This is a genomic window from Agrobacterium sp. LEGMi-208b (assembly GCF_059511785.1).
In genome coordinates this window covers 2,363,085-2,387,726 of the sequence record NZ_CM183446.1, presented here as the reverse complement: position 1 = coordinate 2,387,726, position 24,642 = coordinate 2,363,085, and the positions used below count along the sequence as shown (strand labels likewise).

Below are 24,642 nucleotides of genomic sequence, written 5' to 3'. Positions count from 1 at the left end.
AGACAACAATGCGTCAACACCGGAGGCCTCTTGTTTCGAAAGCACTGCCGAGGGCGCTGTACTGCATAGACTGTTGGCTGACCTTGAGAAGCAATTGGTCTGCCCTATCAAAGCCGAATATAGTGACTTGTTGGATCGCGCTCGCGATCGATTGAAAGGGAACTGGGATTATCCGACATTGAGAGGCTGATCACTGCACCACCCTTGCTACCGGACTGTTGGTAGCGACCACATATGCCAGAACTCACCATTCTATAGTTGAGCCATCATAGGCAAAAAATTGACCTGTCTGGCTCTGGTCGAGACCGTTGATCGTTTCCAAAAGACGCGCAGCGGACTGATCCGGAGTGAACCGGTCTCTGCCCTTCGAAAACGGTTGGGAAAGGTCCGTATCGACTGTCCCGGGATGCAGCGCGACGATGATGGCTTGGCGGTTGGTGCGGGCAATTTCGATCGCCGCGGTTCGAATGATCTGATTTTGAGCGGCCTTCGCGGCGCGGTAGGAAATCCAACCGCCCAGCCGGTTATCGCCAATCGAGCCAACACGCGCCGACAGGAAAGCAAAATCGACGCGCAAACCGGATGTAGCACTCGCCCATCCCTCATTTTTTTTCTGGCCAAGTGGCCTGCCCCATCGGGCGATCCGGTTAGTGCACGCTGGGTTTGCTCTCAGTCCCCAAAAGGGGTGTACAGATCCGACTGCTCGCAAGTGGCCGCTTTGGTCGGAACAGCCTGCTGCGCCGGAGTATTGATTATCTCCTTTTTCAGGTGCTGGTTTCATCTGGCTTCTGCGCAACGTACGGGCGACCGATACGGTCGTTGTCTGCACTGATCCTCCGATCCTCTCCGCCGTGGATCAGATTGACCTCCATCACTAAGCCAGCCGATTACCATTCAGGAATTTGTCGAGTTCAGCAGTGCGGGATCTGGATAGCTGAACTTCTTCAGCAAACTGCGGCCAGCGCTCTACGGCCGCTCGAACCTGTTCGATAACTTCCCGGGCATCCTGATCTGAAATCGAGGCCCCTTTTGAAACGGCCAGAAGGTGAGACATGCCGGGGTTTCTGCCTTCCCCGGCTATTGCCGTGCTGTGCTCTCCGCCTGGTCCGGACGAAAAAGTAAGATCGTATGCGGGTGCCAGAGACCAACGACCATTCCCGTCCATAAGGAATGCGTGGTTCTTCGCATGGTCGTCTCGGTTTTTGGCATAGACATTGAACACCATGTTTCGGAACATCTTGAGGACTTCCGCAGCGTCGCGGGTCATCATATGCGTAAGCTTGTGCAGTTGCTCATAATTCAGGGTGGCCTCACGATGACTGGCGTTCAGCAGGCCGCTTGCCGTGTGCATGTGGAGCCTGCCGGCGGGTATCCTGTCAAAACGTTTCGTCGCAAAAAGTCGTCTTCCTTTCCGGGTCTCCAACAGCCGGGTTTCGGCCATCGTCAATCCTGCAGCGACCGCCATGAGCGCATAGGCTTTTTCTTCGGCGCCGATCTCCCGCGGATCATAGGGACTGGCAGCTTTGACCATCCACCTTTCAAACCCCGGATTCAACGGCTGGCCGTAATCCAGAACACAGGTGTTTTCCGCCTTGTTGAAGCCGATCATGATCTTCGGCCGCGCACCCGCTGATCCACCCTGCGCACCCTGCAGGCTATCGATGTCGGCAACGTCCATTTCAGTCTGCACCAACTCCACCTGATCAGCGAACCAATCGAGATCAGTGACGTTCTGTTGTTTCTGATCGTCTGGCAGTTCAGGAACGTATGAAAGTGCCCCCATTCCCGTTCGGCCCACTGCCGAGAGACGGTCGATCGGAGTAAGCCGGGTATAGTCGATGCCGGCCCGCTGGAGACGGCGATCCAGCAACAGACGGCCCCACCCATCCGGCAGGCTGTCGTTGAATAGCCCATGAAGCCCGTCAAACGGATCGCGAGGCGCTGCAATCAATTCAGCAGAGGCCATCATATGGAATGGTGACATCAAAAGGGGCACAGCCAGAAACTCCGCCGCGTACTCGAAATATGCCTTCCGTTCCCTGCCACTCCAGGCAAGCGTGCCGAGCTTTCTCTCGTTGCCTTCGAGCTCCAGATAAACGCTCATCTGCTGGATTGGTTTGAACTTCATTTCCGGCGCACACGCTGCTTGAGAGGACGATCAATGACATCCTCGATATTCTGCGGCGGCCGAGCTGGAAACAAGCCTTCGAACTCAGCCTCCGCCTCAAGGGCAAACGCAATTTTCACGAGACTTTCGAGGGAGATTTTCCCGGTTTCTTCAAATAGCCTCAGCGATCCGTAAGAGACATTCGATCTTGCAGCCAGTTCACGCTGGGTCAATCCATGCTCGATCCTTCGGCGCTTCATTCTGTCCGCCAGACCCCTGATAATCTCCGCGAGGGACGACATATTAAATGCCAACATATTATCACCTAGATAGAGATAATGCATATTAATGCAAATATAATAGCATTTAAATAAATCGCAAGTAGCGCGTGTGCCCGGAAAACTCGGGCTCTATGACTGTCCGCGCATTGCAGGACACGTCATCATCGCGGTTTTTTCCACCCATGGGTTACAGGCAGAGTCTCTGGTTCCAATGCGGCCAGCCAGCACCAAAGAAAGGACGGTTCCGAGCGCATGGACGCTCAACCAATATCAATTGCAGCAACACCATTCGGCGCCCGGCGCAGGTTGTTAGATGCAGCCGTGTCAGCATCAGTCTCGTGACATTACGCGGGATTCAATCATAACAACCGGGAGTAACGGGGACAGGATTGCAAGGCCGCTTTTGACCTCATTGCCATCGTTACCTCCCCGTAGCCGGGTGCCCTAAAGCCGACAAGGCAAACATTGTTACGCCAATTGAGTCAGCCTGTCTGAAGATATGGCGGGGCCTTAAGGACCGCTAATGCACAGCCCGTGAGATTGCATTCAAACGCGCTCAACAACGGACTGCCATGCTAGAGTTGCTCTGCCCTCCCGTCTGCCCTTTGCGATCACATCTACGTTGGACACGAATATCGTTGCATCACAACCAAGCAGACGTTTGCGGGCCATCAGTCGCGCGCCAGGGCTTCGATCGGGTCCAGCTTTGCCGCATTGCGGGCGGGAAGGAAGCCGAAGACGATTCCGATCAGGGTTGAGCAAGCGAAGGCCACCATGATAGAGCCTGAAGAGAAGATCATTTTGAAGTCGGGGCTCAGCAAATTGAAAAGAGCGCTGATCCCGAGGGCGAGCATCACTCCCATGAAGCCGCCGACAAGGCAGACCATGACGGCCTCGATCAGGAACTGGGAAAGGATGTCGCTGCGGCGAGCGCCGACGGCCACACGAACCCCGATCTCCTTGGTGCGCTCGGTCACGGACACCAGCATGATGTTCATCACGCCGATGCCGCCGACAATCAGCGAGATCACGGCGACTGACGATATCAGCAGCGTCAGGGTTTGCGTAGTGGTCTCGATGGTTTCACGAATGGTCGCCGAGTTGGTGAGGAAGAAGTCTTTCGCACCGTGCCGACGCTCGATAAGGCGCGAAACCGCGGCCTCGACATTGCCCGGATCGACATCGTCTCTGATACGGACAGTTATGCTGTCGACATTCGGACGACCTAGCATGCGGCCCATGACGGTTGTGTAAGGCGCATAAACCGTCAATGTATCAATCGCCGGACCGAAGGAGTTTTCCCGTTTCGTCACACCTACAACCCTCGCCGGCATTGTGCCCAGAAGGATGACCTGTCCCACCGGGTTTACCCGGTCTGGAAACAGGTCCCGCGCGGCGTTTGCATCGATCACCACATTCTGGCTATAGGCGGTAACGTCCTGGGCGTCGAACAGTTGTCCACGCGCCAGCTCAAGGCCCCGTACACGAAAGAAGTCTGCGCCAACTCCGGTGACTGACGCATTGACGGCCACAGCGGCGCGCTTGACAGTTACGCTCGTCGTGACGGTTGGCGTCACGCTGTCGACATAGGGCTGGTTCGCCAGGGCTTCCGCGTCGGCGGGCACCAGGGTCCGTATTCGCCCAGCTTCCAGATCGCCGAAGCCTTTCCCGGCCCGCACCTCTATCGTGTTGGTGCCGAGCGAACTGATACTGCTCAGGATTTGTTGCTGCGAGCCAGCGCCCAGGGCCGATATAGCCGCCACCGAGGCGATACCGATGATGATGCCGAGCATGGTTAGAAGCGAGCGCATCTTGTGCGCCCATATTGCCGCGCCCGCCATACGAAAGGCCTCAGTCATCCGATCGATTGCGCCGCGCCAGCCAGCGCCCGGCGCTTGTTCGCGGATGGGACGGGCCGTCGCAGCGGACCTGGATATATTGCGCTCATCGGAAATGATAACGCCGTCGCTGATCTCTACAACCCGATCCGCGTGGTCGGCGATCTTCTTGTCGTGGGTGACCAGGATGATGGTGTGCCCTTCGGCGTGAAGCTCGCGCAGGATCTTCATAACCTCGGCGCCACTGTGGGTATCCAGTGCTCCGGTCGGCTCGTCGGCCAGAATTATCTCGCCGCCATTCATCAGGGCGCGGGCGATCGACACCCGCTGCTGCTGGCCGCCAGACAGCTTGCCAGGGATATTGCCCGTCCGCTCGGCCAGGCCCAGTCGGGTCAACAAGGAGATGGCTCGCTTGTGCCGGTCGGATCGGCTGCGTCCGGCATAAATAGCCGGCACCTCGACATTACTCGCCGCGCTGAGGTCGCCAAGCAGATGATAACGCTGGAAGATGAACCCAAACCGCTCACGGCGTAGCGCCGCCAGTTCGTCCACAGCCATCTTCGACGTCTCGCGCCCTTCGATCCAGTAACTGCCAGTCGTTGGACGATCGAGGCAGCCAAGGATGTTCATCAGGGTCGACTTGCCAGAACCCGAGGCACCGATGATGGCCATCATCTCGCCGGCCTCTATGTCGAGGTCGACGTCTTTCAGCACGCGCACCATCTCGTCGCCTGCGGGAAAAGCGCGGGATACCCCGCGTACGCGGATCAGTGGCTCCGTCATGACGCCGCCCTACCGCTGCGCCGCGGCCAGTTGAGACTGACCATCTGTGCGCTCATCCGTGGATGTTCCCAGGACGATGATCTCGCCTGTCTGAAGACCGCTAAGGATCTGGATGTCCGCGCCGTTATCGACGCCGACCTGAACCTGCCGGACCTGGACCTCGCTTGCCGCGTCGAGCACCCGGATGCGCGCCGTGTCGCCAGCTCGCGGCGCACCCTCCACAGCACTCAGCGGCGCCAGCACGGCGCCGCTGACGCGGCTGAGAACAATGGACACCTGCGCCGTCATGGAGGGCCGCAGAACCCCGTCCGCATTTGCGACGTCGATCAGCCCGGTGTAATAGACAGCACCTTTGGTTGAGCCAGGCCCGCTTACGGCGGTGCTGCCTTCGTTGGCGATGGAGGCGGGGGCCGGTTCCACCTGTCGCAACTCCCCATCGAAACGGCGCTTCGGGTCGCCAAGAATGCTGAACCAGACCGGCAGGCCCCGCCGTACACGCACGACGTCAGCCTCGGAAATATCCGCGCGCACCTTCATTCTGTCCAATCGCGCGATCATGACGATGGTCGGCGCAGTCTGCAGGGCATTGACGGTTTGACCTTCGTCGGTGACGATCGCCACCACGGTGCCGGCGATCGGGGCGGTGATGCGGGTATAGCCCAGCTCTATATCCGCAGACGCCAGCGCGACCTGCGCCTGGGTGATCTGAGCGTCGAGCGCCTGGACCTCCGCCCGCGCACTGTCTAACGTGGCGACAGCCGCGTCATACTGGGCACGGGGTATCGAGCCTCCCGCCAGCAGTTCACGCTCTCGCTCGAAATCCTTCTGGGCTTTCACCAGACCGGCCATACGCGCGGCGTGGACGGCACGGATGTTGGCCAAGGCGGCCTCCCGGTCCCGCAAGGTGTTGCGCCGGGTCTGGGAATCGATCTCGGCCACCAATTGGCCAGCCTCGACGACGTCACCGATCTCGACCGCAAGACGCTCAACGCGACCCGACGCCTGGGCGCCGACACGCACCAGCTCGAGCGGTTCGAGAACCCCTGTCGCCAACACGACCTCTTCAATGTCACCCGTTCTCGCCTGCGTGGTCACCAGTTCAGGCTTCGCCGGCGGACGCAGAAACTGGTTCCAGACAACCAGCAGACCCACAAGGGTCACTGCCGCCAGGAACAGACGCTTGCGGGTAATGTGTCGTGTCATCAAGCCATGGTCCGTGCTATTGAGAATTGCGGGCTTTCTCCGTCACGAAAATTACGCAAAAATTACGGAGAGCGGCCGTCCCGGCTGGCCGCTGGTCAGGAACCCGACATTACCTGGCCGTTGTCACGCCTGGTGTGTTTGGTGCCCATTGCAAAGTCGACCGGGCGACAAAGAGTGCTTGCCAGGTTGATGGCATGGCAGAGATTGCCCGGGGGACATTGAGTGCCATAACGGCCCTATCCACAAATGAAACCGTCTCATCGACCAGCCGGCGCAACCGGCGGGTTCCCCTACGGCTGGCGGAAAACGCGCATATCGCGCCAGCGCACCACAAAGGTGCTGCCCTTGCCCGGCGCGGAAGAAAGCTCGACGTAACCGCCATGGCGGGTCACGATCTCGTTGACCATACTGAGCCCCAGACCCGCACCTGAGCCATGAGGGTTGACCCGGTAGAACGGCTCGAATATGCGCGAATGCTTGTCGCCGGCAATTCCGCAGCCCTGATCGGCGACAGTCACGCTACCGTCAGCCTCAATACCGACCGATATCTGTCCTCTTCCACCTCCGTACTGGACTGCATTCCGTATCAGATTGACGAATGCACGCTCCAGAGCTTCGGCATCCCCGGGAACGAACAGCTTTTCCGCGTTGCTGTCGAACGAAATCTCGTAGCCTTCGGCGATGGCCAGGGGAGCAAGGTCGGCGACCACCTTCGATACGACTCTGTTGAGATCGACAGGTGCATTCTGCTGAGGCTTTTGCCGATACTTCTCGGTGTCGAGGAGCTGGTTCGCGATCGCTGTCAGTCGCTTGATGGCCGTCTGCAGGTGTGTCTTGTCCGCACCTGGTGAAAGAGTATCGATTCTCACCTGCAGGACAGCGATCGGCGTTCTAAGTTCATGCGCCGCGTTGACGAAGAAACGCTCCGTCGCCTCAAAGCCACTATCGAGACGACGCAGCGCCCTGTTGATGTCGCGCACCAGGCGAAGCACCTCATTGGGCAAGCCACGCTCTTCCACCAGAGCGCCGCGTGTGTCGAGATCAATCCTGTCGAGACGCCCCGTCAGATCGCTGAAGGACCGCAAAGCCCAGCGTGTGACAAGCGGAACGCCAATGAGAGAAATGGCGACGAGGATAAGCGCCGGCACGCCGATGGCAAGGTTCCCCAACAGCACGGTCACACCATATTGGGACATCGAAACACCGCCGGCAAAAATCGTTGCCTCACCGGCCTCTGTGTCGAAACGCTCCATGCGGGCGACACTCAACGGATCGTTCAGATCACCATGGAGCTCGACGCTTCTGAACGTCCGCAGGAATGGCATATTGTCGGCAATTTTCCCGGGAGGCGCACCGTGTGCAAGGACAATATCTTTATCTTTGCCCAGGTCTGCCACGAACCACAGGTCCGGCGCTTCCTCCATAATCTCTTTAAGTTTGGCCGTCGGCACCAGATGGGCCCGGCCATTCGGCTCGAGACGGACCGAGTCTGCGATTTCCTGAGACAGCCAGATGGACGTGATCGCCACATCGGGCTTGAGGCCAGAAAGAAGATAGAAAACCAGGCTGAGCGAGGCGATGACCGCGCAGAGCTGCAGGACAATAAAACCAAAAGTGAATCGCCAGCGAAGGGATGTGCTGGTCATCCTATTTCTGCTCATGAAGGTAGTAGCCTATGCCACGAATGTTCTTGATAACAATGTCGGCCTCCGCTTCGCCAAGCTTTCGGCGCAGGCGAGACATATTGGATTCCAGTGAATTCGACTGGATCTCATCGTCAAAGGAATAGACCTGGCCCTCAAGGGACGAGCGCAACACCGTACGACCACGGTTTCTCAGAAGAGTTTCAATGATAAGCAGTTCCCTGCGGGTGAGCGCAAGCCTGATGCCGTTGACATGCACATCGCATGAAACACGATCATAGGTGACGTTTCCTGCCGACAGGACGAACAGGCCGGTTGTCGGCGCCCGCCTCAGCACAGCGCTCATTCTGGCAATCAGCTCGGGAATTTCGAACGGCTTCGGCAAATAGTCATCAGCGCCGTCATTGAGGCCGGAAATTCGCTCGTCGGTCGATCTCAGAGCGGAGATGATGATCGATCGCGTATTTGAACCCACGCTACGCAAATCGGCGAGAAAGGTACTGCCATCACCATCCGGCAATTGCCGATCGATAAGGACAATATCGTAATCCGCCATAGCGATCGCTTCCCGCGCCGTTGCCAGATCTCCAACGGCGTCAAGAACGATGCCATGCTGCGAGAGAGCTACCCTCAAGGCATCCGTCATTTCCGGATCATCTTCGATAAGTAGAAGTTTCATAATCGCCTAATCAGTCAAATCACGGACCATCATTCCCGATAGTCTCTACAGCATAACTGCGGCACCGGTTCAGATAAACGCGACGGTCGTGACGTCCGTTGTTGGACGCCCGAAACCGCTGCGGACGAGGATACCGGCGAAACCGAAGTTCGTCCGGCATCCATCTCGCCCTTGACCGCGCGTCGCCCGGGCAACAATCTTTATCGGCAGCGACCGTAATAGTCCGGATATCTGCAGCCGTAGTTGCGTCGGTCCTGTTGTTCCCAGCGGTCGCGGCGGTTCCTGTCGTTACGTTCGCTGATGTTGCCTACCACGGCTCCTCCTGCGCCACCTGCGGCGGCTCCCACTGCAGCGCCTTGCCAGGTGCCGCTTGCCAGTCCGCCAATGATTGCACCACTGGCCGCGCCAATGCCGGCGGCCTTTTCCGTCCGGCTGCACGCTGTCAGCGTCAAACAAATGAGTACGCCTGAAATGATCTTTTTCATGTCTGTCCTTTCGATCCATCGCCGATACGGTCGCCCGTCGACCGTTGAGGCGCACCAAGGCCGAGACGTATGGACACCGAAAATTACGTGGAAGTTACGCAGAACCGTCGCCATCGACACCGTTCGAAAGCGAAAATTCGTGTAGGATGTGCGTGTTCGCGATAAGTTATTGTCAGGTAATTCCGCCAGTCCAATCGATAGGCTCCAACGTCGCCGTGTTCATCGCTGCGCTTGAGGATGAGGGGTCGAAATGACTAGAGCAGACCCTTGCCGATGTTCATGTTCATATGGGGATTGACGGTTCAGGACCGTTTTCCTCGCGCGGTCGACCCAATGCAGGCTGGGATCTGCGCGTCCCCACCGGGCGCGCTGCCGATCAGCGGCATGGCCTTCATGTACCTGCTGATGAGCCCCTTTCACCTGTCGCCCTGGCTGAAGCTCGCTTCCGCTTACTGGCGGCAATGTCCATCCCCCGAAACCCGAGGAGACTGACAATGAACCACAAAATCGTTTCAGCCAAAGACTGGCTCGCCGCCCGGCGGGATTTTCTGAAAGCGGAGAAAGAGCTTACTCGACACCGGGACGAGGTTGCCCAAAAGCGGCTGGCGCTGCCATGGGTACGGATCGAGAAGGAATATGTGTTCGATACGCTCGATGGCTCCCGAACGCTTGCCGATCTGTTCGATGGTCGATCGCAGCTTCTGGTGCAGCATTTCATGTTCGCGCCGGGATGGAAGGAAGGCTGCCCGAGTTGCTCTTTCATGGCCGATCATACCGATGGCATGAACAAGCATCTGGCGCATCACGACGTTACCATGACCGCCGTATCGCGCGCACCGCTCGCCGACATCGAGCGGTATCGTAAACGGATGGGCTGGCAGTTCAAATGGGTGTCGTCCTTCGGAAATGACTTCAATCACGATTTCCGTGTCAGCTTCACACCTGACGAAGTCGCCTCCGGCAAGATCGACTACAATTTCGGAGAGTGGCCGGAGCTGGGCGAGGAATGGCCGGGCATCAGCGCCTTCTACAAGGACGATACCGGCCAGGTCTTCCGCACCTACTCCACCTATGGGCGCGGCGTCGAGGCGATGATGGGTACCTATCAGCTGCTCGATCTCGCGCCGAAGGGACGCAATGAAGCCGAAGGAATGGACTGGGTGCGCCGCCACGATCGGTACGAATAGCAGTCCTTACGTTTGCCCATGCGATTGCCGCAAGCGGTGACCGACGGTAGCGGTCGTCATCCCGTTCTGGTTACTAACGGCGGCAAGGCGCAGGCCCGGTTCTGGCAGGGCGGCTTCGGCCGCCTCGAACTGCTACGTTCCTCGACACGGACCAAGTCCTGATCTTGATGAGATCGGGACTCGGACCCATCAGACAGAAATCGCTGTCAAAACAACGGGCGCTGCCGGCGGCGGCCAGCCTATTGCGGGGAAATGTCTGATAGGCCCCGTGAATGAAACGATCCGTCTCACTCTTGACATCCTCTCGCAAACCTTGTTTATACGTATAAGCTGCTAATACGAATTAGCAGTCATTGGGAGATGAGGTTTCGATGGTTAGGCGCTTGACGCAACGGGACATTGCGATCTTCGCGGGCGTCAGCCAGGCGACGGTTTCGCTCGTGCTCAACGAGGCGAAATCCGCGGAAGGCCGTATTCCGCCGGAAACGCGCGAGCGTGTGCTGAAGGCCATTCGGGATACCGGTTATGTGGCGGATCCCGTCGCGCGCAGCATGGTCAAGGGTGCCAACCGCATTCTGGGTGTTTTCACCTATCAGCCGGCTTTTCCAATCGCGCAGGCCGATTTCTACACGCCGTTTCTGATGGGGATCGAGGAGGAAGCGGAGAGGTTGGGCTACGACCTTCTGCTGATGACGGCGGCGGCGCGCGACGACAATGGCCGCAAGCGCATTTTCGGTGAAACGGGTCGGCTTCGACTTGCTGACGGATGCCTTATCCTGGGCAGTCTGTTCGACCGCGATGAGCTGGCCCAGCTGGTTGCCGGCGACTACCCTTACGTCGCGGTCGGTCGCCGTGACGATGCCGGCGGGCCGGTGCGTTATGTCGGCGCGGATTACGTCACCGCCACGCATGCTCTTGTGCGGGAGGCCCTTGTCGCCGGCCATCGCCGTTTCGCCTTTATCGGCGCGACGGGCCCGGCTGAATCCATCAGCGACCGCTGGCTGGGTTTTCTGGCCGCAATCAAGGACGCGGCGGAGCTGGTCTATTCCCACGAAAGCGAAAATGGCGATCCGGCCGAGCAGCTGGCCGCCGTTCGCGCCAGCGGAGCGAGTGTCGTTTTTTTCGCCGAAGTGGCCGAAGCGGTGATCTTCGACAATCATGCCCGGACCCAGGGGGTGAGCGTCCCCGACGATCTCTCCATCGTGGTGCTGGGCAGCGGCACGCGAACCCATACGCTCCGGTCGCAACGCGTCTTCACCTCCTATGCCATTCCTCGCGAAGAAATGGGCAGGCAGGCAACTTCCATGCTGGTCGAGACCCTCACCAGCCCTCCCGGCCCCGTAAAGCAGATATTGCTGGGCTGCGACATCGTGGCGGGCGAAACGCTTGCTTCCCCAACTCAAGGCCCAACTCAAGGAAAGAGAACCTGACGTGAGAGAATACAATGCAGATATTCTTGTGGTTGGCGGCGGACTTGGCGGCGTGGCGGCGGCGCTTGGCGCCCTGCGCAACGGCCGCAGCGTTGTCCTGACCGAAGCATTCGAATGGATCGGTGGCCAGCTGACCAGCCAGGCGGTGCCGCCCGACGAACACAGCTGGGTGGAACAGTTCGGGATCACCGCCAGCTATCGCGCCCTGCGCTCAGGCGTGCGGCAATATTACCGCGACCACTATCCGCTGACAGACGCGGCCCGGGCCGATCTGACGCTCAACCCCGGTGACGGAAATGTCTCTCGCCTGTGCCACGAACCACGCGTTTCGCTGGCGGTGATGGAGGCGATGCTTGCCCCTTACGCGGCGGGCGGCAAGCTGACCATCCTCAAGCCCTATGAGCCGGTCGCGGCCGACGTCGACGGCGATACCGTGCGGGCCGTGACACTGCGCCATTGCAATACGGGCGATCTCATCTCCTGCTCGGCCCGCTATATCATCGACGCCACCGAACTGGGGGACCTGCTGCCGCTGACCGCGACCGACTATGTCACGGGTTTCGAAGCGCAATCCGAAACCGGCGAACCGAGCGCGCCGGCGCAGGCGCAACCGGACAATCAGCAAGCCGTCTCGATCTGCTTCGCCGTCGATCAGGTTGACGGCAATCATGTCATCGACAAACCCGCCCGGTACGACCACTGGCGTCAGGTTGCCCCCGAATTCTGGGGCGGCCCGCTGTTGAGCTGGGACTCGCCCAATCCGCGGACGCTGGAGCGCAGCCGCCGGTTCTTCGATCCCAACCCGGTCGACAACGCAACACGCGACGTTGCCGACCAGCGCCACAGCGCCGGCGATATGAGCCTGTGGATATTCCGCCGCATTGCCGCCCGCCATACATTTCGGCCCGGCGCCTATGCCAGCGATATCTGCCTCGTGAACTGGCCGATGATCGATTATTTCGAGGCACCGATCATCGACGTTACCCCCGAACAATATGCCGAGCGGCTGGCCGATGCGGCAAGCCTCTCCTATTCCATGTTCTACTGGATGCAGACCGAGGCGCCCCGCCCGGATGGTGGTCAGGGTTTTCCGGGCCTGCGTTTGCGCGGCGACATTACCGGCACGGAGCATGGACTGGCCATGGCGCCCTATATCCGTGAAAGCCGTCGTATTCGTGCCCTGACCACGGTGGTGGAACAGGATCTGTCGCTTGCGGTGCGCGGCGATCGCGGCGCGGTGCATTACCCCGACAGTATCGGTATCGGCATGTACCGCATCGACCTGCACCCCTCGACGGGCGGCGATAACTATATCGATGTCGGCGCCTGCCCTTTCGAAATTCCGCTGGGTGCCCTTATTCCCCGCCACAAAACGAACCTGCTGGCAGCATCCAAGAATATCGGCACGACGCATATCACCAATGGTTGTTACAGGCTGCATCCAGTCGAATGGAATATCGGCGAAGTGGCCGGCATGCTGGCCGCCTATTGCCTTGACAGGGGCGAGACCCCGCATGGCGTGCATGCCGATGAAAAGCGCCTGGCGGAGTTTCACACCCACATCGAACGCCAAGGGGTGGAGCGCCATTGGCCTGATATTCGCGGCTACTAGCCAAAACGTATAATCTGGGAGGATTATTCATGCGCAGGAGTATAGTCAAAATTGCATTGACCGGTTTTCTGGTCACGTCAGGGCTGGTTTCGCCGGCTTTGTCGCAGGAATTGCGGATGGCCATCTGGAGCGCCAACGAAGCCCATCTCGCCCTCTTCAACGAGATCGCCGATGAGTTCGAGGCCAGCCATCCCGGCGTCAAGATCACCTACGATTCGCTTGCCTACGAAGGCTATGCCACCACCCTGACCACCCAGATCGCCGGCGGCAACCCTCCCGATCTGGCCTGGCTGTTCGACACCACCGCACCTGACTTCATGGCGGCCGGGGCGCTTTATCCCCTCACCGAAACCTTTGCCAATACAGAAGGTTACGACATGGGCGACTTCCCCCCGGCAACACTCACCGCCTGGTCGTATGAAGGAGTACAATATCTCTATCCCTTCTCGACATCGCCCTTCGGCGTCTTCGTCAACAACGACATGATCCGGGCAGCAGGCGCAAAGACGCCCGCGGAGATGATCGCTGCCGGCGAATGGAACTGGGACAATGCCATTGCGACGGCTGCGAAAGTCGCGGCCACCGGCAAACAGGGATTGATCATCCGTGATTTCGAATACAAGGCCTGGGAGAACCTTGCCGAAGTCTATACCGGCTGGAATGCCTATCCCTGGTCGAAGGATACCAAGTCCTGCGCTTTTGCCAGCCCGGAGATGGTTGATGCGATGCGCTTCATCCACGATGCGATCTTCGTGAAAAAAGCCATGCCGGGGCCTGGTGTTTCTGCCGACTTTTTTGCCGGGGATGCGGCGATGACGACCACCCAGATCAGCCGCGCAGCGCTGCTGCCGAAAGGCGACAAGGCCTTCGACTGGGATCTCGTGCCGTTGCCTAAAGGACCTGCAGGTGACTATGCCGTAACAGGTCGGGCAGGCATTGGCGTCATGGCCAGCGGCAAAAACCCGAAGCTCGCGGCGGAATTCCTGGCGTTTTTCTCCTCCAAGCCTAATGTGGCCAAGCTCGCGCGGTTTTTCCCGCCGGCACGACAGAGCTTGCTCACCGCCGATGTGCTGGCGGCCGCCAACCCATTGCTGTCGCGTGAGCAGATAGAGGCCGTGGTCATTCGCGGCGTCGCCACGGGCCAGTCGACGCAGCAGGTTCTCAATTTTGCCCGGCTGCAACAGACTGTTCGCGCCGGCCTTGACGGTCTCTGGCGCCCCGATGCCGATGTCGCGGCTGTCCTGCAAGCGCTTTGCGGCCGTCTCGATCCGTTGCTGGCGGCCAATTGACGCTTGGCAGTCATCCGATTTTCAGTGGATGCGAAAAGCAGAAGGAAGAAAAGCCATGACGCTTGCCCTCCAGACAGCGCAGACACAGGCTAGGCGCGGTTTCTGGACCATGGCGCGCCGTGACGCCGCCACCGGTTATCTGTTCATAGCGCCGCAACTCATCGGTATCGTTGTCTTCGTGCTCGTGCCGCTGGTGCTGGTCTTCTGGTATTCGCTGCATGAGTGGAATGTGCTGGCGGGGTCGTTCCGGTTCACCGGCGTCGCCAACTACCAGAAGCTGCTCGGCGACCCGGCCATAGGCGAGGTGCTGGCGGTGACCGCCGTGTTCTCGGCCGGGCTTGCGCTCCTCAATATGAGCCTGGCGCTGGGGCTTGCGCTGCTCCTGAACCAGAAACTGGCCTTCATGACCGTGTTCCGCACGCTGTTCTTTTCGCCTGTGGTGGTGTCGCTGGTCGCCTGGACAATCGTCTGGAGTTTCCTTCTGCAGAACAATGGCGGCATCAACGGCCTCCTGCAAATGATCGGCGTCGAGGGTCCCAACTGGCTGCGCCACCCCACGACGGCGATGATCTCGGTCATCGTCGTGCAGGCACTCAAGAATCTCGGTCTCAACATGATCCTGTTTCTGGCCGCACTACAGGGCGTGCCGCGGGAACTGTTCGAAGCCGCGCGCGTCGACGGCGTGCCGCGTTTCAAGCAATTCTATCGCATCACCCTGCCGATGATCAGCCCGACGATCCTGCTCGCCTCCATCGTCACCATCGTCGGCGCGTTGCAGGTCTTTGCGCAGATCATGATCCTCACGCAGGGCGGGCCGGGCTTTTCCACGACGGTTCTCGTTTATTACCTCTACCAGCAGGCCTTCCAGTTCTACCTCTTCGGTTATGGCTCGACACTCTCCATCATCCTGCTGGTCATTGTCGGCGCGCTCACCTTCATTCAATGGCACCTGCGCAGAAAGTTCGTATTCTATGAAAACTGAACTCAGCCCACGCGCGCAGACGCTTATCTATTTCATACTCTGCGTGCTGCTTGTCCCCTTCGTTTTTCCGACCTGGTGGATGGTCACGTCGTCGGTCAAACCCGTCAGCCAGATATTTGCCTTTCCGCCTGACATCTGGCCGCGCGCCTTTGATTTTTCCTCCTATTCCGACGTTTTCAGAATACAGCCCTTCGCGCTGCAATACTGGAACTCCGCCTATATCGCCGCAATCGTCACCATCGGCACCATGGCAGTGGCTTCGATGGCCGGATATGCCTTTGCACGCATCAGGTTCCCCTTCGCCAACGCCATCTTCATGGTGGTGCTGGTGGGGTTGCTGATCCCGTCCGAAGTGACGCTGGTTCCGCTGTTCCGGATGTTTCTCAAATGGGGCATGATCAACACACACTGGCCGCTGATCCTGGTGCCGATCTTCGGTGCACCGGCGGTCTTCGCCACCTTCATCATGCGCCAGTTCTTTATCTCCTTACCCGTGGAACTGGAGGAAGCCGCCCGGGTCGATGGCCTCGGCCGGTTCAAGATATTCTGGACCATCGCCCTGCCGCTTGCCCGTCCGGCGCTGGCGGCCGTTGCGATCTTCACATTTCTCGGCAGCTGGAACCTCTATCTCGAACCCATCGTCTTTCTCTCCAGCCCCGACAAATTCACCCTGCCCCAGGCACTGACCCAATTTACCGACGCCTATGGCGGGCCGATGTGGAACATCCAGCTTGCCGCCGCAACGATGACCGCCATTCCCGTCCTCATTGTCTTCATCGTCGCGCAGAAACAATTCGTCGAAGGCCTCGCCCATACCGGCCTAAAAGGCTAACCGAAAGGCTGACCCATGGCACCCGTTACCCTTAGATCCGTCAAGAAAAGCTATGGCGCACTCGCCACCATCCATGGTGTCGATATCGATATTGCCGATGGCGAATTCGTTGTCCTCGTCGGCCCTTCGGGCTGCGGCAAATCCACGCTTCTGCGCATGATCGCAGGCCTTGAAACCGTGACCAGCGGCGATATCTCGATCAGCAGCCGTGTCGTCAACGAGATCGAACCCAAAGACCGCGACATCGCCATGGTCTTTCAGAACTACGCGCTTTATCCGCATATGACCGTCGCCCGAAACATGGCCTTCTCGCTCGAGCATCGCGGCGGCAGCAAGGCGGAGGTCGCCGAGCGGGTGAAATGGGCAGCTGACATATTGGGGCTCACACCGTTGCTCGAACGGTTTCCCCGCCAGCTTTCCGGCGGGCAACGGCAGCGTGTCGCCATGGGCCGCGCAATCGTCCGCAATCCTCAGGTTTTTCTGTTCGACGAACCGCTCAGCAATCTCGATGCCAAATTGCGCGTGGTGATGCGCGGCGAAATCAAGGGGCTGCACCAGCGCCTCGGCGTCACGACCGTTTATGTCACGCATGACCAGGTGGAAGCCATGACCATGGCCGACAAGATCGTGGTGATGAATGCCGGACGGGTCGAGCAATGCGGGGCGCCGCTCGAGCTTTATGACCGGCCGGCCAATCCCTTCGTCGCCGGCTTCATCGGTTCGCCGGCGATGAATTTCATCAAGGGACGGCTTACCGCCGACGGCTTCGAGGCTGACGGCGTCGTCCTGCCCCTTCCGCCCGACCACGTCTCGGGCGATGCGATATACGGCATCCGCCCGGAACATTTCGAACTGGCCGAGCACGGCCTACCCGCGACCGTCTTATTGGTGGAGCCGATGGGGTCGGAAACGCAGGTCACGATGATGCTCGGCGATCATCAGGTCATCGGTGTTTTTCGCGAACGTGTGCAGGCGCAGCCGGGCGCGACCATCCATGTTCAGCCGGATCTGGCAGCGATCCATTTGTTTGATGCCGCGACCAATCAACGCCTCAACTAGATGGGATCGCAAAGCAGGACATTATTCAATGATTAAAAATCATTGCCCACGGAGGCCGGATGGCGTCGAACTTGGCATAGACAACTCGAAAACCGCATGTCACCTGTTGGAAAAGCCGTAACCGGAGGGCATGCAAATTCGCACGAACGCAACGCGCCGCACTATCGGTCCGGTCTCTCCCCTCTTTCTCGCTGCCGGACTGATATTCCAGGCAACGGTAGCAGTCGCCCCCGCGCGGGCGGCGGAGAGCGTGACCGTTCCGCCTTACGCGCCTGCCGTCGCGACTGAGCGTCATTATCGCGTTCAAAAGACGACCGAGACCGACATGTCGCTTTGGCTCGACAAGCCGGAAGCATCCGCCGTTGTCATGCGTGGCGATTTCCGTCAATCGGCGACGGTGCTGTCGCGGGACGACGAGGGCATGCGGGTGAAATGGAGGCTTTCCGCCGATCTGCCACCGGATGCGGCGGACGCTGCGGATTCCTATCCGATGAACGCCATGTTTCGCAATTCACTCGCCGCCTACGGCGTTCAGCAATTGGAATTCGAGGCCGATCCGAGCGGTACTCCGACGGCGCTGATCGGCGCGGATCAGATCGTCGCCAATATGGAAAGGCTGCTGTCCTCCTCCACGCCGGATAGCACAGCCTCCCGTATGCTCCAGACCGTCAAAAATAGTCCTCTCACGATTATCGACGCTCTTGCGCCTGAAATCATGACCCTGGTGCTTGGACAGTCTCCCGAAGCTTTCACGGCCGATATTGGACAGGAGTGGACGGTTGCAGGCAATGAAGAGCTGAAAGGCATGCTCGTCCCGACAAACACCGTGTGGAAACTCGAAGCTGCCGACAAGACGAGGCAAACGGCCACGTTCAGCGCGAAGGTGACCTACGATCCTGTTCCCCTGCTGCAATCGCAGCAAGCGTCGATCGATGGCATCATCGCAAGTTTCGGAGACCGCGCGAAGCAACTGACAGATGCGCAGCTGGCGCAGGTCAGAAGCGCCGCGAAGTCACGGACGGTGACCTATGTCAATTCGACACGCGACGGCTCGACGCTCGAAGTGCTGGAAAACACGGTCGCAAGTGTCGGTGGCATGACGGTCACCGTGGCTGTGCACATATGGCAGGAGGATCAGCCGCCGGTCCTGCCCGCGCCGCATGCATGGAACGCCAACGCCCTGTCTGGCCAGCTCGTTGAACCATTACCCGAAAACAATAGGCAAACGTCGATCGATCTGGGCCAGTACCGTCCGAAGGCCGATGCCGGTACGCCTTCCTCTCCCAACCAGAACGATGGCGGCAAAACCTCTGCCGACAACGCCGGGAATATTGCGCCGATTTCGCTCAAGGTCGCAAAGGTGAAAACCTCCGTCGACCCCGCTGCCGGGCCTGCGGTGGAGATTGCATTGACGCCGGAAAGCGCCAGGACTTTCGAGGATTTCACGCGCACGGCTCTCGGGCAAAAGACCCAGCTGCTGGTTGATGGCGAAGTCATCTTCGAGCCGGTGGTGAGAGAGCCGATCATGGGCGGCAGCGTCACCATCAATGGCCTCGATTCAGCGCAAGCTCTGGCCGTCGAACGGAAATTGTCGTCTTCCGGGGCCACGATCATCGTGCGGTTGGCGCCATAATCCTTGCAGAGAGGATTTCCTCCGGCATCCGGGTGCACCCTTCGTTCCTTGATACCGGACCGATCGGGAATCTTCGTCTCGCAATGGCTGACGATCCTGCCGCGGAGCGGCACATCACTCAAACCGTGTAAGCCCGAAATGGCGTGTACAATCGGAGGCGCATTTTAAATGCTGAAGTTTCCCGCCGCAGCGATCACGACGACGGACGCATATTATTCCACTCAAAGCGGTCCGTCCGGCCTCTCTTCCATTTCCGTCGGTCTGGCAACATTCGAATTCGATGCGGAGACACACGAAACCCTGCTGCGATGTGACCAGATCGATCTTGACCTCGATGATCTGTCCGCGCTGTCCGACAAAAGCTTCGAGTTTCCTCTCAACCCCGAACCGGGTTACATTGACGGCAGCATCTGCCTCTTTGGCGTGCATGTCCACTTTCTCACGGAGCGCCTGTCTTTTGGCTCCGTCGGTGAAGATACAATCCCGCTAAGGATCGATGGCATTCTCGAATTCAGCAGCAGCGGGCTAAGCCGATACGAGGACGTCGCCCTTTCTTTTCATACTGGCCTCCAACTGCCACTGACATCTGGTCAACTCGTCTCAATGGCGGCGGATGCCATCGACCGGGTAGCAGCACGATCGCGACACGATATCGGCAAGGTGATGGCGCTGCTCGCCAAAAATCAGAGAGCGAAGGATCGGCTTGCCGAACTCCATTCCGAGGTGCGCCGCGCCCTTCAGGAACGCGACGCTTCGATTGAGATCGAGCGTGACCCGGGCTGAGCGGGAATCGCCGCCGATGTTCAGGACAACGCCGCTACCTCGCTCATCCGCCGGGAGCCGGGTTTGCGCCGCTGAACTTCATGAAGAACGCGAAGATTGCGGTCTCGACGCCCTCCCGAACCGCGATCAGTGGTCGCAGCATGGAGTTGAGTTGCCGGTTGCGTTCCAGCGCCGGATCGTTCCCCTCCAATACCAGCACCTCGAATAATGTCGGTGTCAGCAGATCCATCCCGTCATATGGCTGACGGCTGTTTGCGGGGTATTGCCGCCCTGACAAATCCGCGCTCCAGACCATATAAAGCGGTGTTGCGAAATCACCGACGACATTGCCGTTGGAGGGCACGAAGCCAAGAGTTTCAAGATCGCTCCTGAGCGCCTCGGGCAACATTCCTTCTCTTGTTTCGCCCAAAGCGGGATCGTATCCGCCGAGCATGACGGTGATTTTGGTGGTCGCGGCGTCCGGTGATTGCAGCCTGATCGTGTCGATATAGACACGTATGCCACCGAGTGAGCGCAGTCGGTCAAATCCTGTCGCGGAGAGTTCCTTCAGGCGGTTTGGGGGCAATATAAATTCGAAATCCGATCCCTGCGTCCGCAGCAGCAGACGGTCGCCGGATGAGTCGAGATTGAGCGCGACCACGGGCTCCCGCAACTGCGGCGGGACTTCGGGATAGACGGGGACGAGAAATAAAGCTCCGAAAACCGCGATTATCAGGCTTAGGCCGATGAACAATCTTCTCTTTGCCAAATCTGCTTCTCTCGACAGGAGTGGGACCGTGCGTTCGAGGTCCCTGAAGGTCTCTTTCACATGTTTCTTTCAAGGCTTGCCGGTGATCGGTGTCAGCGCAAGGCCGGCCCGCGCGATCAAACTTTCGGGCGTGCAATGGACCGGAATTTGCCCGGACGGTCCGATAAATTCGACTTCCGGGTCAATATGCAGTCGTGGTGACAAACGCTCGATCAGCCGTTTGCAGGCGGAAGCATTATGGTCTTCCTCACCCGTCAGGCGGCCGATCAAGCGCATGAACCAGCCGTCATAGGCCTCTATATAGAGAAACCAGCGGGTTGGGGTCGGGCCATGCGGCGGCGTATCGCAGCAAAGCCAGATCGCGCGCGCATGGGCAAAGAGCGGCTGCAACACGCCTTGCAACAAGGCGAGTTCCGAAGCCTGCATTCCATGCGCAAACCTGCCAATGGAGATGAACTGCGCAGCATCTTCGCCCGGCCACAAAGCGTCGGCGCTGCGTCTGTGCCGCTCAGCGTCCTGCCTGTCTCCAGAACGCAGGCAGAGTTCGCATAGATGACGATGCACCGCATAGGGTGAAGCCGACGGGTCGCGGCCGATGAGCCGCCAAAGAGCGATTGCACCGGCCATGTCGCCGCATTTGTCGAGATCGCCGGCCTTGAGTTCAAGAAGCGTCGGATCGTCCGGCGACTGCTGCAATCCCTGTTCGATTGCTTCGTGACGAAGGGAACCGGAGACATCGAACTTTTCCGCAAGTCGCGCCAGGAGCCACCAGTCCTTTGCGTCGAATGCCTGTTGCTTCCGGCGATGCAGAAGGTTCGAGAACTGGCCATATTGGCGCGAGTGCCGGCTCCCGGCATCATCCCAGCCTTGCCGGGCGCTTTCACGCCAGTGGACGTCAAGCTGCGCCGCAATGCCGGGTGCGTGTTCCCCCAGCCAGGCCGCGGCCGCCGACGTGTCGTCGAGACGCCAGGGCAGATGATCGGGAAGCGGACCGGAGGGGTCAAAACCGGTCGTTTCGACACGCTCGAAAAGGGATGGATGCGTATCGTGGATGCCCGGCTTTTCGCACAGGCTTTCATGCAGCCAGACGGCGGCTTGTGCGCCGTCGCGCGGGTGGCTTGCGGCAGGCTCGGCGAGCAATTGGGTGAAGGGGCTGGCCCCGGTGATCTCATCCTCCCCGGCACGCGAAAATACGTCCGGCCAGAAGCTGGCTGTCATGGCTCTTTGCCGCAGCGCCAGCGCGAATTCCGCCTCCAGCGCGACCGTGGCACCGCAGACTTCGACGGCTTGCGCATCGGCCACCCTCTCGCAGCGCCGCGAAAATTCCAGCGTCTCGCGCAACAGGCGCGGCACGTACCAGGATAAAAACAAACGGAGCGGCGCTGTAATCAGCCGGTGGTTTCGTTCATGCAGATCGCCGAGCGCCGCCCAGCGCTGCCGCGCCCTATGGGCCCATCGGGCAAAATGGCCGTGCGATCGGGAAATATGCGCATATTCATGGGCGATGACCGCCTCGGCCTGGGCTTGCGTCAACAGGGCCAGCAGCGGCAGGCCAAGCACCAGAATATGGTGCGGAGAACCGAACCGCGATCCCTTCTGGTAAATGGACGCATTGAGTTCGTCGTTAACATAGACCGCCGTAAAGGCCGGCGCGTCGCAGGCCAGCCGCAACCGCTCAAGATCGGCGGCAAGTGCCGGAACATCATCCGGGTTCAGCAATATGGCGTCCGATATCGGCGGTGACGGCGGCACTGCACGGGCGCGCAGCACCATCAATCCATAAAAGAACCAAGTTATGGACGGCAGGGCGAGAATGACGAGAAGAAGCGGCGAGCTGAGAAAAACGACCAGCAAGAGCGGAGACAAAACAAGGGCAACGCCGGACACCAACAGGACGGCATCGCCGAAAGCGAGCCAAAACAAGGCTCGCCATCTGCCTTCATGCGGCGGCGGACGCTTCGTCATTGGCTCTTCGGCGGCAGATGGTCGCTGGAAAGCTTGTTGCCGAAGAAAGCCCGCATCGCCCGTCCGGCCATTTGCCAGCCACTCGAACCGTAAACCTGCGTTTCCATCCAGTCGAGCGAAGAATGATCGGGGAAAAGCTCCTTGTAGCGGTCGAACCATTGCATGGCGATGAATTCGCTCTTCGGGACGCCGTCACCATATTTATACGCCAGCACAACTTCACTGTAAGCTTCGCCGGCGAGATGGTCGTCCTCATGGGCAATGAAGGATTTCATGTGCGCAACGGCGCGTTGTTTCTCCTCTTCTACGCCGTGACGCCGGTCAAGGCTCGCAATCCGGATCGCGGAAGCGTCCTTTCCTCCCTCCATCGCCCGGAAGTAATAGTCACGAACCCGTTCGAAATTCTCGCGGATCGTCAAATCGATCTTGTGAACATTTTCGAGGCGCCAGGCGTAGTTGTACAGCGCAACAGGCTCGCCTTCCTCGACGGAGCGTTCAAGCCAATAATCCGCTTGCCCGTCGTCAAGCAGATGCGGTTTGGCATCGTCCCGGAAGCCCCTGACGATATCATACATGCTGGCCGAAGCCGCATAGACACGTCTCTCCGCAAGGGCGCGCGTGAGAAAGGCTGCCTCGTCCTGAAAACCGCCGTCCCATATCATCCGGCAGGCATGCATCGGCGTGAATTCATCCGGTTCGTAAAGCGGCGCAAGCTCGGCTGTCCGGTCGATCAACCGTGTGGCAATTGCGGGGTCCGCCTTTATGCCCCACATACCGAACTGCCAGGCAAAGGCCGCCATGGTCAGCATCGTCGGTTCATCGAAACGGCGCACGGCGGTTTGCAGCACCCGCGCATAGGCGCCTTCCACATCCTCGACATGGTGAATCAACATCAGATTGGTGAAGTCCCGGAACGGCCCGTCCACACCGGGATATGTTCCCGGCTCCTTCAGATAACGGACAGATTCGACATGGCGTCGATGCGCCAGTTCTGTGTCCTGCAGGGAATAGTGGGTGAAATTGGCATATTTGCCGAGAGCAATGAACCGCAGCCGGTCGGGCAGCTCTCGCGACAGCCATTGTTCGAATTTTTTCTCTCGCGCGGCAATGGCGCGGAGATCGCCCGGCTCGGGATAATCAGGAATTGTCAGCGTATCGTGAACGCCCGGCCAGCGGACAGCGTTGCGGTCCCTGGCGCTGAGTTGCGAACACAGGGGACCGGAGGCGAATTTTTCGACCTCGCTTTCCGAACCGCCCCACCGCTCACTCAGATATTGCGCATAATCCGCAAGCACATCCGCCCAGCCGGGCTTGATCGACAGGCAATAGCGCAGCCAGTAATAGCCGGGATTTTGGATGTCTCCCTCCTCCACCGGCGGCGCGGAAGCGGGAAGCGTTGCGGAGACGATGCCGGGCGGTTTCAGCCCGTGCCCTGCAAGCCGGGCGGAAGCCGCCTCGTAAAGATCGGGCTCGACTTCATCCCGCTGCAGGGTGTTTTGAACCGGTCCGCCATCAAACAGCGCATCGACGAAATCCGGCTGGCCGAGATACTGGCAGATCTGCATCATGGTTTCGCAGGCGACCGCCGGCCTTCGGGAAAGCGCCATTGCCTTCAAAAGATGTTCGGCCGCGTTGATGCAGGCCATATGGGCGGCGATCCACTGATCCTCCCCCACCTCGGATGCCCACGACGCCGTGCGGATATCGCAGGCTCTGCGAAAGTAATATTCACCGGAAACCATCTGCGCATGATAGGAGGCAGGGTGGGATCGAACCCACTCATTCAACAGTTCAAGCCTGAGCGCCGCATCGACAGACGCATTGTCGAACAGGGCGGCGCTGGTTGCAAGAAAGGTGTAGCGATCATCCGGAACGGCGGGGGCCTGCCACCACGCCTCTTCCAGTTCCGCCAAAAGACGTTCGACCTCGTCGAAACGTCGCTCAAGCATCGCCTTGCGCAATTCCTCCTGCTGGCGCAGGCGAATCCACAACGGCCCATCCAGCGACAAGACAGGCGAGCTTATGACAGTTGGCATGGACGATTCCTTGAAACGGTTCAATGACAGGCAATCTTCAGGTAATTCATTTCATGGCCCGGTTGTA

At 59.3% G+C, this 24,642-nt stretch carries 19 protein-coding genes and 1 pseudogene; 9 read left to right on the top strand and 11 right to left on the bottom strand.

The window, feature by feature from the left end; all coding sequences use genetic code 11:
* Positions 1 to 244 precede the first annotated feature (244 nt).
* The 8 genes and pseudogenes from AC5YUO_RS25350 to AC5YUO_RS25315 form a co-directional block, all read right to left on the bottom strand.
* Positions 245 to 565, bottom strand: a pseudogene (locus AC5YUO_RS25350) (SDR family NAD(P)-dependent oxidoreductase); the annotation flags it as partial.
* Positions 566 to 874: 309 nt separating this feature from the next.
* Positions 875 to 2,128, bottom strand: a complete 1,254-nt coding sequence (locus AC5YUO_RS25345) for a type II toxin-antitoxin system HipA family toxin (protein ID WP_496155743.1) — start codon at positions 2,126 to 2,128, stop codon at positions 875 to 877.
* Entirely contained in the window at positions 2,125 to 2,424 is a 300-nt protein-coding gene (locus tag AC5YUO_RS25340) for a helix-turn-helix domain-containing protein (RefSeq protein ID WP_496155742.1), read from the bottom strand. Before AC5YUO_RS25340 ends, AC5YUO_RS25345 begins: the two co-directional genes overlap by 4 nt.
* Before the next feature lie 635 nt (positions 2,425 to 3,059).
* Positions 3,060 to 5,009, bottom strand: coding sequence for a MacB family efflux pump subunit (locus AC5YUO_RS25335; protein WP_496155741.1), 1,950 nt, complete (start codon positions 5,007 to 5,009; stop codon positions 3,060 to 3,062).
* 9 nt (positions 5,010 to 5,018) lie between these two features.
* Positions 5,019 to 6,212 (bottom strand): efflux RND transporter periplasmic adaptor subunit, encoded by a 1,194-nt coding sequence (locus AC5YUO_RS25330; protein WP_496155740.1) that lies wholly within the window; start codon positions 6,210 to 6,212, stop codon positions 5,019 to 5,021.
* A gap of 290 nt (positions 6,213 to 6,502) precedes the next feature.
* Positions 6,503 to 7,858 (bottom strand): sensor histidine kinase, encoded by a 1,356-nt coding sequence (locus tag AC5YUO_RS25325; protein ID WP_496155739.1) that lies wholly within the window; start codon positions 7,856 to 7,858, stop codon positions 6,503 to 6,505.
* Position 7,859: 1 nt separating this feature from the next.
* Entirely contained in the window at positions 7,860 to 8,534 is a 675-nt protein-coding gene (locus AC5YUO_RS25320; protein WP_496155738.1) for a response regulator transcription factor, read from the bottom strand.
* A gap of 200 nt (positions 8,535 to 8,734) precedes the next feature.
* On the bottom strand, positions 8,735 to 9,019 hold the full coding sequence (locus AC5YUO_RS25315) for a YMGG-like glycine zipper-containing protein (RefSeq protein ID WP_496155737.1): 285 nt from the start codon (positions 9,017 to 9,019) through the stop codon (positions 8,735 to 8,737).
* 494 nt (positions 9,020 to 9,513) lie between these two features.
* Between AC5YUO_RS25315 and AC5YUO_RS25310 the strand changes: the two genes are divergently transcribed.
* From AC5YUO_RS25310 to AC5YUO_RS25270, 9 genes are all read left to right on the top strand, one after another.
* Positions 9,514 to 10,206, top strand: coding sequence for a DUF899 domain-containing protein (locus AC5YUO_RS25310; protein WP_496155736.1), 693 nt, complete (start codon positions 9,514 to 9,516; stop codon positions 10,204 to 10,206).
* A gap of 371 nt (positions 10,207 to 10,577) precedes the next feature.
* Positions 10,578 to 11,636, top strand: coding sequence for a LacI family DNA-binding transcriptional regulator (locus AC5YUO_RS25305; protein ID WP_496155735.1), 1,059 nt, complete (start codon positions 10,578 to 10,580; stop codon positions 11,634 to 11,636).
* A gap of 1 nt (position 11,637) precedes the next feature.
* Positions 11,638 to 13,248 (top strand): FAD-dependent oxidoreductase, encoded by a 1,611-nt coding sequence (locus AC5YUO_RS25300; protein WP_496155734.1) that lies wholly within the window; start codon positions 11,638 to 11,640, stop codon positions 13,246 to 13,248.
* A gap of 29 nt (positions 13,249 to 13,277) precedes the next feature.
* Positions 13,278 to 14,537, top strand: a complete 1,260-nt coding sequence (locus AC5YUO_RS25295; RefSeq protein WP_496155733.1) for an ABC transporter substrate-binding protein — start codon at positions 13,278 to 13,280, stop codon at positions 14,535 to 14,537.
* A 55-nt stretch (positions 14,538 to 14,592) separates the two neighbouring features.
* Complete coding sequence (locus tag AC5YUO_RS25290) at positions 14,593 to 15,519, top strand: carbohydrate ABC transporter permease (RefSeq protein WP_065114191.1); 927 nt, start codon at positions 14,593 to 14,595, stop codon at positions 15,517 to 15,519.
* Positions 15,509 to 16,351, top strand: coding sequence for a carbohydrate ABC transporter permease (locus AC5YUO_RS25285; RefSeq protein ID WP_080813145.1), 843 nt, complete (start codon positions 15,509 to 15,511; stop codon positions 16,349 to 16,351). Before AC5YUO_RS25290 ends, AC5YUO_RS25285 begins: the two co-directional genes overlap by 11 nt.
* A 15-nt stretch (positions 16,352 to 16,366) precedes the next feature.
* Positions 16,367 to 17,410: an ABC transporter ATP-binding protein gene (locus AC5YUO_RS25280; RefSeq protein WP_496155732.1), complete on the top strand. Its 1,044-nt coding sequence runs from the start codon at positions 16,367 to 16,369 to the stop codon at positions 17,408 to 17,410.
* A gap of 130 nt (positions 17,411 to 17,540) precedes the next feature.
* Positions 17,541 to 19,043, top strand: coding sequence for a SecDF P1 head subdomain-containing protein (locus tag AC5YUO_RS25275; RefSeq protein ID WP_496155731.1), 1,503 nt, complete (start codon positions 17,541 to 17,543; stop codon positions 19,041 to 19,043).
* Positions 19,044 to 19,211: 168 nt separating this feature from the next.
* A complete protein-coding gene (locus tag AC5YUO_RS25270) occupies positions 19,212 to 19,826 on the top strand; it encodes a hypothetical protein (protein ID WP_496155730.1) in 615 nt (204 codons plus the stop codon).
* 43 nt (positions 19,827 to 19,869) lie between these two features.
* Here AC5YUO_RS25270 and AC5YUO_RS25265 read toward each other — a convergent pair whose 3' ends face one another.
* From AC5YUO_RS25265 to AC5YUO_RS25255, 3 genes are all read right to left on the bottom strand, one after another.
* Complete coding sequence (locus tag AC5YUO_RS25265) at positions 19,870 to 20,574, bottom strand: hypothetical protein (protein ID WP_496155729.1); 705 nt, start codon at positions 20,572 to 20,574, stop codon at positions 19,870 to 19,872.
* A gap of 69 nt (positions 20,575 to 20,643) precedes the next feature.
* Complete coding sequence (locus tag AC5YUO_RS25260) at positions 20,644 to 22,497, bottom strand: M48 family metallopeptidase (protein WP_496155728.1); 1,854 nt, start codon at positions 22,495 to 22,497, stop codon at positions 20,644 to 20,646.
* A 38-nt stretch (positions 22,498 to 22,535) separates the two neighbouring features.
* A complete protein-coding gene (locus AC5YUO_RS25255) occupies positions 22,536 to 24,575 on the bottom strand; it encodes a DUF4034 domain-containing protein (protein ID WP_496155727.1) in 2,040 nt (679 codons plus the stop codon).
* Positions 24,576 to 24,642 lie beyond the last annotated feature (67 nt).

Coding starts and splice junctions, on each gene's coding strand:
- AC5YUO_RS25325 (WP_496155739.1), bottom strand. CDS start 7,858: ATGACCAGCACATCCCTTCGCTGGCGATTCACTTTTGGTTTTATTGTC.
- AC5YUO_RS25255 (WP_496155727.1), bottom strand. CDS start 24,575: ATGCCAACTGTCATAAGCTCGCCTGTCTTGTCGCTGGATGGGCCGTTG.
- AC5YUO_RS25290 (WP_065114191.1), top strand. CDS start 14,593: ATGACGCTTGCCCTCCAGACAGCGCAGACACAGGCTAGGCGCGGTTTC.
- AC5YUO_RS25340 (WP_496155742.1), bottom strand. CDS start 2,424: ATGTTGGCATTTAATATGTCGTCCCTCGCGGAGATTATCAGGGGTCTG.
- AC5YUO_RS25310 (WP_496155736.1), top strand. CDS start 9,514: ATGAACCACAAAATCGTTTCAGCCAAAGACTGGCTCGCCGCCCGGCGG.
- AC5YUO_RS25320 (WP_496155738.1), bottom strand. CDS start 8,534: ATGAAACTTCTACTTATCGAAGATGATCCGGAAATGACGGATGCCTTG.
- AC5YUO_RS25330 (WP_496155740.1), bottom strand. CDS start 6,212: ATGACACGACACATTACCCGCAAGCGTCTGTTCCTGGCGGCAGTGACC.
- AC5YUO_RS25280 (WP_496155732.1), top strand. CDS start 16,367: ATGGCACCCGTTACCCTTAGATCCGTCAAGAAAAGCTATGGCGCACTC.
- AC5YUO_RS25315 (WP_496155737.1), bottom strand. CDS start 9,019: ATGAAAAAGATCATTTCAGGCGTACTCATTTGTTTGACGCTGACAGCG.
- AC5YUO_RS25295 (WP_496155733.1), top strand. CDS start 13,278: ATGCGCAGGAGTATAGTCAAAATTGCATTGACCGGTTTTCTGGTCACG.
- AC5YUO_RS25335 (WP_496155741.1), bottom strand. CDS start 5,009: ATGACGGAGCCACTGATCCGCGTACGCGGGGTATCCCGCGCTTTTCCC.
- AC5YUO_RS25270 (WP_496155730.1), top strand. CDS start 19,212: ATGCTGAAGTTTCCCGCCGCAGCGATCACGACGACGGACGCATATTAT.
- AC5YUO_RS25285 (WP_080813145.1), top strand. CDS start 15,509: ATGAAAACTGAACTCAGCCCACGCGCGCAGACGCTTATCTATTTCATA.
- AC5YUO_RS25275 (WP_496155731.1), top strand. CDS start 17,541: ATGCAAATTCGCACGAACGCAACGCGCCGCACTATCGGTCCGGTCTCT.
- AC5YUO_RS25345 (WP_496155743.1), bottom strand. CDS start 2,128: ATGAAGTTCAAACCAATCCAGCAGATGAGCGTTTATCTGGAGCTCGAA.
- AC5YUO_RS25305 (WP_496155735.1), top strand. CDS start 10,578: ATGGTTAGGCGCTTGACGCAACGGGACATTGCGATCTTCGCGGGCGTC.